This is a genomic window from Cellulomonas massiliensis JC225, assembly GCF_000312005.1.
Taxonomy (GTDB): Bacteria; Actinomycetota; Actinomycetes; order Actinomycetales; family Cellulomonadaceae; genus Cellulomonas; species Cellulomonas massiliensis.
The window spans coordinates 557,635-565,302 of sequence record NZ_HE978588.1 but is presented as its reverse complement, the minus strand read 5'-3'; the positions used below and the strand labels follow the sequence as shown (position 1 = coordinate 565,302).

At 75.9% G+C, this 7,668-nt stretch carries 7 protein-coding genes; 2 read left to right on the top strand and 5 right to left on the bottom strand.

Annotated elements, in window-relative coordinates; genetic code table 11:
• On the top strand, positions 1-2,461 hold a 2,461-nt coding region (locus tag HGCM_RS16540; protein ID WP_040398911.1), incomplete at its 5' end, for a COG1361 family protein.
• A 24-nt stretch (positions 2,462-2,485) separates the two neighbouring features.
• Here the strand turns inward: HGCM_RS16540 and HGCM_RS02660 are convergent.
• From HGCM_RS02660 to upp, 3 genes are all read right to left on the bottom strand, one after another.
• Complete coding sequence (locus HGCM_RS02660; protein ID WP_026075218.1) at positions 2,486-3,142, bottom strand: NAD(P)H-binding protein; 657 nt, start codon at positions 3,140-3,142, stop codon at positions 2,486-2,488.
• A gap of 77 nt (positions 3,143-3,219) precedes the next feature.
• Positions 3,220-3,450, bottom strand: a complete 231-nt coding sequence (locus HGCM_RS02655) for a hypothetical protein (protein ID WP_147572603.1) — start codon at positions 3,448-3,450, stop codon at positions 3,220-3,222.
• A gap of 299 nt (positions 3,451-3,749) precedes the next feature.
• On the bottom strand, positions 3,750-4,385 hold the full coding sequence (upp, locus tag HGCM_RS02645; RefSeq protein ID WP_019135339.1) for a uracil phosphoribosyltransferase: 636 nt from the start codon (positions 4,383-4,385) through the stop codon (positions 3,750-3,752).
• A 141-nt stretch (positions 4,386-4,526) separates the two neighbouring features.
• On the opposite strand from upp, the gene tadA reads away from it, so the two are divergent.
• Entirely contained in the window at positions 4,527-4,964 is a 438-nt protein-coding gene (tadA, locus tag HGCM_RS02640) for a tRNA adenosine(34) deaminase TadA (RefSeq protein ID WP_026075217.1), read from the top strand.
• Between the two features lie 3 nt (positions 4,965-4,967).
• On the opposite strand, the gene HGCM_RS02635 is transcribed toward tadA, so the two are convergent.
• Positions 4,968-5,840, bottom strand: coding sequence for an NAD-dependent protein deacetylase (locus HGCM_RS02635; RefSeq protein WP_019135337.1), 873 nt, complete (start codon positions 5,838-5,840; stop codon positions 4,968-4,970).
• Between the two features lie 106 nt (positions 5,841-5,946).
• Complete coding sequence (locus tag HGCM_RS02630; RefSeq protein ID WP_026075215.1) at positions 5,947-7,572, bottom strand: beta-1,3-glucanase family protein; 1,626 nt, start codon at positions 7,570-7,572, stop codon at positions 5,947-5,949.
• Positions 7,573-7,668: the final 96 nt, after the last annotated feature.

The window sequence follows — 7,668 nt, the reverse complement described above, 5'->3', positions numbered from 1 at the left end:
CTCGCTCGACGCGGGGGTCGCGGGCCAGGAGCTGCGCTTCGCGGTCCAGAACGCCGGCGGCTCGCCGGCCGCCGCGCTCGAGGCGTCCGTGACCCTGCCCGAGGGGGTCGAGCTCGACGCGATCAGCGTGCCCGACCTGCTGGGCGGCCCGGGCTTCTCGGTCGTCGCCGCGGCCGCGACGTGGTCGTGCGACCGGCTCGAGGGGTCGGCCACCGCCGCCCGGTGCACCCTCGACGAGCTCCCGGCGGGCGCGTCCGCGGAGCTGCTCCTGCGCGTCTCGGTGCCCGAGTCGTACGACCGCACCGACGGCACCGTGCAGGTGCGCGTCGCGGGCGGCGGCCTCGACTTCCGCTCCGACCCGATCCCGGTCCGCGTGCAGCCCGCCCCGGCTCGGCTCGCGGTGGCCTCCGCGCCGGAGACCGTCTCGCTCGTCGCCGGGCGCAGCCGGCCGTTCTCCGTCGACCTCGTGAACGCGGGCGGCCGCTCGTCGGCCGTGTCCGCGACGGTCCACCTGCCCGCCGGCGTGCGGGGCGGCGCGGCCACCGGCTCGCCCTGGGCGTGCGTGGCCGGGGACGAGGGCGGCACGCTGACGTGCGCGCTGGACGGCCTCGGCCCCCACCGCACGTCCACCCTCGCGCTCGACCTGCGCGCCGCCGGGACGGACGTCGAGGGAGCCGTCCGGCTCGAGCTCAGCCCGTCCGGCCGCGGCGCCCCCGGCACCGCGACCGTGCCGGTCGTCGTCCGTGCGCCCGCCACGCTGGCGCTCACCGGACCGTCGGCGGACGTGCGCGTCGCCGGCGGCCGACCCAGCACGGTCGCCCTGGCGGTCCGCAACACCGGCGGCGTCCGGTCCGAGGCCGTGACGCTCCGGCTGGAGCGCACGAGCGCCGTGCGGTGGGGCGAGGACCCGGTGCCGGGCTGGCTCTGCGACGACGCGGGGGCGACGCTCACGTGCACCGGCCCGGCGCTCGACCCGGACGAGCGCGTCGAGGCGTCGGTCGCGCTCGACGGCGTGCCGGGCGAGTTCGGGGAGCAGGCGCTGCGCGCGTCGGCCACCGCGGCGGACGCCGAGCCGAGCGAGCGGCTCGGCCTGCCCTTCGACGTCGCGCACCCGTCGCTGGCGGTCACCGCGACGCTGCAGCTCGCCGCCGACGGCCAGGGCACCCTGGAGGCGCGCTCGTCCGTATCCGGCGCGGACGCCGCCGGCGCGACGGTCACCGTCAGCCTGCCCGCGAACCTCGTCTGGAACCCCGGCGCCGTCGAGGAGGTGTGCGAGGCCGCCGAGCGCACGGCGCGGCGGGTGGTCTGCGACCTGGGCACCCTCGCGGCCGGCGCCGACCGGTCCGTGCTGCTGAGCGTGCGCGCGACGAGCGCCGGCCAGCGCACGGCGTCGGTGGCGCTCGGCGCCGCGGGCGCGAAGGACGCGGCCGGCTCGGCCACCGCCCGCACCACCTCCGCGGGACTCAGCCCGCGCGTCTCGGTTCCCGGGGCGAGCGTGCGGCAGGCGGGCGCCCCGCTGCTGTCGTGCGCGCCGTCGCGCGCGTGCTCCACGGTGCTCGCCGGCTCCGGGGACAACAACGGCCGGACGATGGTCGCGCTCGACGAGGCGGCCGACCCGCCGACGGGCGTCCGTCCGGCGGTGCCGGTCTCGTCGAGCACCCACCTGTCGATCCCCGGCGGCCGGGACGTCGCGTGGGCCGGCCTGTACTGGTCCGCCAACCGCTCCCCGGCGACCGACGGCTGGAGCAACGACCTCACGACCGCCACCGTGCGCGGCCCGGGCGGGGCGTGGACGACGGTGTCCGCGGCGCCGTCCGACGTCACGACGGTCGAGGACAACGCGGGCCGCGAGTACTACCAGTCGTTCGCCGACGTCACGAGCCTCGTCCAGGCGCACCGCGGCGGCACGTGGTCCGTCGCCGACACGGCCGTGAGCGACGTGCGCCGGGGCGGCAACCCGAGCTACTACGCGGGCTGGGCGCTCGTCGTGGTCTACGCGGACTCCGCCGACCGCACCGCCACCGTGTACGACGGGGGCGCGTGGGTCGCCGCGCGGCAGGCACCGCCCGTCTTCCGGTTCGCCGCCGACCCGGGCACCGAGGTGCGGGCGGGCGTCGTCGCGTGGGAGGGGGACCGCAACGGCACGGGCGACCGGCTGACGCTCGGCTCGTCGTGCTCGCCGGTGACGACGGACCTCACGCCGCTGCGCTGGAACGGCTCGTCGCAGGTCTCCGGCGGCTCGTCGTCCAACGCCTTCGACTCGACCGCCACCGGGTGGCGCGCGTCGAACGCCCTCGGCGTCGACGTCAAGGCGTTCGCGGCCGCGTCGCTCGACTGCGAGGTGGGCAGCCTCACGCCCACGACGCAGAGCGACCAGTACCTCGTCGGCGCCGTGACGCTCATGGCGTCGCCGCCGGCCGCGACCACGACGAGCAGCCCGACCGCGCGCCCGACGCCCTGACGCCTCCGGCGGCGCCCTGACGCCTCAGGCGGTGACCGACCGGACGGCCTCCTCGACGGGCGTCGGCCCGCCGACCAGCTCGAGCACCATGCCGGACGTCGCCGGCTCGTGCAGCAGCGCCGCGAGCACGGCCGCGACGTCGCCGCGCGGCACGGCCCCGCGCTCGACCTCCGGAGCGAGCTCGACGTGCCCCTGCGGCTCGTCGTCGGTGAGCGCCCCCGGCCGCAGGATCGTCCAGTCCAGCGTGCGGCGGCGCAGGTCCTCCTCGCTCGCGCCCTTCGCGGCGAGGTAGGCGGCGAACACGTCGTCGGTGCCCGGCGGGGGCGGGGCGTCGGCGCCGAGCGACGAGACGAGCACGTACCGGCGGACGCCGGCCTGCTCGGCCGCGTCGGCGAGCAGCGCCGCGGCGCCCCGGTCGACGGTGTCCTTGCGGGCGGCCCCGCTGCCGGGCCCGGCGCCCGCGGCGAAGACGACCGCGTCGGCGCCGGCCACCGCGTCGGCGACGTCACCGACGAGCGCGGACTCCAGGTCGAGGACGACCGGCTCCGCGCCGTCGTCCTGCAGGTCAGGGACGTGGTCGAGGTTCCGGACGATCGCGACCGGCACGTCCCCACGGTCGACGAGCGCCCGGGACAGGAGTCGGGCGACGCGGCCGTGCCCCCCGGCGATGGCGATGCGCATGCCCTCCACGCTAGGCACCGTCGGGCCGGGCGGCGACCGCAGCGGAGCGGGACCGGCTGGCGACGGCGGCGGAGGGCTCAGCGGTGGGCGGCGGCGCGGCGGCGCGAGGAGCCGCCCGGGTGCGCGGCGGGCGGGACGTCGAACGGGTCGGCGGGGACGGGCACGAGCGCGAGCTCGGTGACGGTCTCCGCGTCGGGCAGCAGGTCGAGGGCGAGCTCGCGGAGCACGTCGGCGGCGTCGACCAGGCGCGCGGCGTCCTCGTCGGGCAGGCTCACGTACAAGGCGATGCCGGGGCGTTGCGTGGTCATGGGAGGGCTCCGGGAGTCGGCGCGGGGTGCGGGGTGCGAGGCGGGCGGATCGTGCGGTCGGTCGTCGGCTCAGAACGCCTGACAACGACCCGTGCAGATCCGCCCGATCATTCGCGTGCGGGACGCGCGTACCCGGGCATGGGCGCGCTGCTGCCACTCCGTGGGGAGGGTGCGCGCGCCGGTCATGCCTCGATCGTCACACGGCGGGACGCCGGGGTCCACGCCGATCCGGTCACCGTCTCGTCAGGTGGGACGAGTCGACCGGTGCTGGTGCTCGCCAGTTGGACGAGCGGGCGGCGTCAGACGACACCGTAGAGGCGGTCGCCCGCGTCGCCCAGGCCGGGGACGATGTACGCCTTGTCGTTGAGCCGCTCGTCGACCGCGGCGACGACGACGGAGACGTCCGCCCGGTCGCCGACGTGGTCCTCGACGACCTTGAGGCCCTCGGGCGCGGCGAGCAGGCAGACCGCCGTGACGTCGCTCGCGCCGCGCGCCGTGAGGTAGTCGATCGCCGCGACGAGCGTGCCGCCGGTCGCGAGCATGGGGTCGAGCAGGAAGCACTGCCGGCCCGAGAGGTCCTCGGGCAGGCGGTTGGCGTACGTGACCGCCTCGAGCGTCGTCTCGTCGCGCTGCATGCCGAGGAACCCGACCTCGGCGGTCGGCAGCAGCCGCGTCATGCCGTCGAGCATCCCGAGGCCCGCGCGCAGGATCGGCACGATCATCGGGCGGGGGTCGGCGATCTTCACGCCCTGCGTCTCCGTGACCGGGGTCGTGATGTCGACGGTCGCGACCTTGACGTCGCGCGTCGCCTCGTAGGCGAGCAGCGTGACGAGCTCGTCCACCAGCAGGCGGAAGGTCGGGGACGGCGTGCGCACGTCGCGCAGGACCGTGAGCTTGTGGGCGACGAGCGGGTGGTCGGCGACGTGCAGGCGCATGGGCACAACGTACCGGTCGGTAGGTGCCGCGAGCAGGGTCGAGGGTCCAGGATGAGCGCCATGCGCGACGCCGGCCCGGGAGAGCACGCCGCCACCGGTGCGGGGCCGCGGCGGCCGGTCGACCACGCCGACGCGTGGGCGATGGGTCGCGCGCTCGACGAGGCGCGACGGGCCGCGCTCGCGGACGACGTGCCGGTGGGCGCCGTCGTCGTCGGGCCGGGCGGCGAGGTCGTCGGGCGCGGGCACAACGTGCGCGAGGCGCAGGACGACCCGACGGGTCACGCCGAGGTCGTCGCCCTGCGCGCCGCCGCCCGCACGCTCGGCCGGTGGCGGCTGGACGACTGCACGCTCGTCGTCACGCTCGAGCCGTGCCTGATGTGCGCCGGTGCGCTCGTGCTGGCGCGTGTGCCGCGGCTCGTCCTGGGCGCGTGGGACCCGAAGGCGGGGGCGTGCGGCTCGCAGTGGGACGTCGTGCGCGACCGGCGGGTCAACCACCGGGTCGAGGTGGTCGGGGGCGTGCGGGAGGACGAGTGCGCCCTGCTGCTCGAGCGGTTCTTCGAGCTGCGCCGCGAGGACTGAGGCCTACCGGGCGATCGGCGTCGGCAGCAGCTGCGCGAGGTCGGTGAGGGTCTCCGACGTCCCGGCGTCGAGGCGCAGGGTGGCGTGGCGGTCGCCGCGGGTCGCGCCGCGGTTGACGACGACGACGGGCTTGCCGGCCTTCGCCGCGTGCCGGACGAACCGCAGCCCCGACTGCACGGTGAGCGACGAGCCGGCGACGAGCATCGCGTCCGCCTCGTCGACCATCGCGTACGCCCGCTCGACGCGCTCGCGCGGCACGGTCTCGCCGAAGTAGACGATGTCGGGTTTGAGGACGCCCCCGCACACGGCGCAGTCGGCGACGACGAAGTGCGAGGTCTGCTCGACGACGGCGTCGGCGTCCGGCGCGATCTCGACGTCCTCGACGGCCTCGGTGAAGCCCGGGTTGAGCGCGTCCAGCCGGTCGGCGAGCTCGGCTCGGCTGATGACCGTGCCGCAGGAGAGGCAGACCACGCGGTCGTAGCGGCCGTGCAGGTCGATGACGTTCCGCGAGCCGGCGGCCTCGTGCAGCAGGTCGACGTTCTGGGTGATGAGGCCGAGCACGACGCCGCGAGCCTCGAGCTCCGCCAGCGCGCGGTGGCCGGCGTTCGGCATCGTGCGGCCGACGTGCCGCCAGCCCACGTGGTTGCGAGCCCAGTACACGCGCCGGAAGGCGGGGTCACCGACGAACTGCTGGAACGTCATCGGCGTGCGCGGCGGCGAGTCCGGGCCGCGGTAGTCGGGGATGCCGGAGTCCGTCGAGACACCCGCGCCGGTGAGGGCGACGAGCCGGTGGCCGGCCAGCACCTCGACGGCCTGGCCGAGCGTCGCGGGGGTCAGCGGGTGCTCGGCGAAGGGGCGGGCGTACGGCAGGCTCACGGGACCCACGGTAGGCAGCCGGGGGCGATCGCGCCGTGCCGGGCCGGGCGAACCGCGGGGCCGCCCGGCGCACCGGACGGCCCCGCGGGCCACGCTCAGGCCGACGTCAGTTGAGCGTCCACCGCTGTGCGTTGCTGCCGTTGCAGTCCCACAGCTGGACCTGGGTCCCACGCGTCGTGGAGTTGCTCGGGTTGTCGAGGCACCGGCCCGACTGCGGGTTGTAGAACCCGCCGTTCTGCCGGATCCACACCTGCGCGGCGGTGCTGTTGCAGTCCCAGAGCTGCAGCTTGAGACCGTTCGTCGTCCCCCCGCCGGGGATGTCGAGGCACTTGCCCTGCACGCGCAGGGTGCTGCCCGCCTCCACGTAGGTCCACTTCTGCGCGACGCTGCCGTTGCAGTCCCAGATCTGGACCTTGTTGCCGTTCGCCGTGCTGGCCGCGTTGTTGTCCAGGCAGAGCCCGGACGGCGTGGTGACCGAGCCCGCGGTGCCGGTCGGCGGGGGCGTCGTCCCGCCGCCGCCGGTGCCGCCGCCACCGCCGTTGATCGGGCTGAGGACGATGCCCGCCGAGCGCGGGTCGCCGTCGTGCACGAGCGACTCGAACGCGCCCACGTCGTCGAACGCGAACGCGTACGCCTTGCCGTCGGCCATCGCCTCGTGCACCGCCTTGCCGTACCGGTTCGGCGGGGTGCTCTTGTAGAACTGCGACGCGTCGGTGCTGGGCTGGGTGTCGATCGTGCCGAGCGTGCCGCGGAACAGCGCGGCGCACAGCGTCCGGGCGATCGGGCCGACCACCTGGTCGTTCGGCGCGTGCAGGCGGCCGTCGCAGCCCCACACGTCGGCCGACGAGGGACGCTGGAACGACGCGACCTGCTGGCCCGCCGAGTTCGTGAAGGTCATCGTCGTCCCGGACGTGCGCCCGAAGTACTTGACGCTCGGCTGGTCCTTGAACGGCACGACCGTGAGGGTCTTCGACGCGTACGCCGACCACGCCGACGCGATGTACGAGTCCAGGTACGTCGCGCTCATGAGTCCCGCGCCTGCGGCCTTGCCGGGGGAGAGGATCCGCAGCAGCGTGCCGTCGGAGCGCGTCACGACGCTGCCCGCCCACGCCGGGTCGGCCTTCAGGGCGTTGGCAACGTTGAGGCGCCCGTTCGTGACCGTGTCGCCCGTGCGCTTCGTCGTGCCGTCCGCGCCCGTGACGAGCACGGCGTGCGGGACGGCGAACATGTCGACCTGCGAGCTGTTCAGCCACAGGCCGTCGTTGTTGTACGTGAACTCGCTCCAGTCGAACAGGATGTTCGCGCTCGGGTCGCCGCCCGCCCACGGCGCGGGCTGCACGAGCCCGTCGGGCGTGAGCTTGAACGGCACCTTGTCACCGAACGAGAAGTAGACGCGCCCGGAGAACCCGCGCGGGACCTGCAGGGTCTTGCTGCCGCCGTTGGCCGGGCCGGCGATCGACACGTCCGGCGCGGGCACCGGCGGGTTGGCGCCCGCAGGCCACGGCGAGAACGTGCCGGAGCCGTTGACGTAGCCGAGCCGGCCGTCGGCCAGGTTCACCCCGATCACGTACAGGTACGTCGCCTCGCCGCGGCCCGAGCTGTTCGTCACCGTCAGCGGCAGCCGGTCCGGCCCGACGGCCTGCGCCGCCGGCATGCCCGCGACGGCCACCGCCACCGCGATGGCGAGGGTGCCGAGCGCCCCCGCGATGGTCGTCCTGGTCCTCAGTCTCATGCGTCGTGCTCCTTCGGGGTTGCCGCGCCGACCGGACAGGCCGACGCGCGGCTCTCCCGCACGCGGGTGCGCACGGGAGAGCCGGGTCGGGCTGGG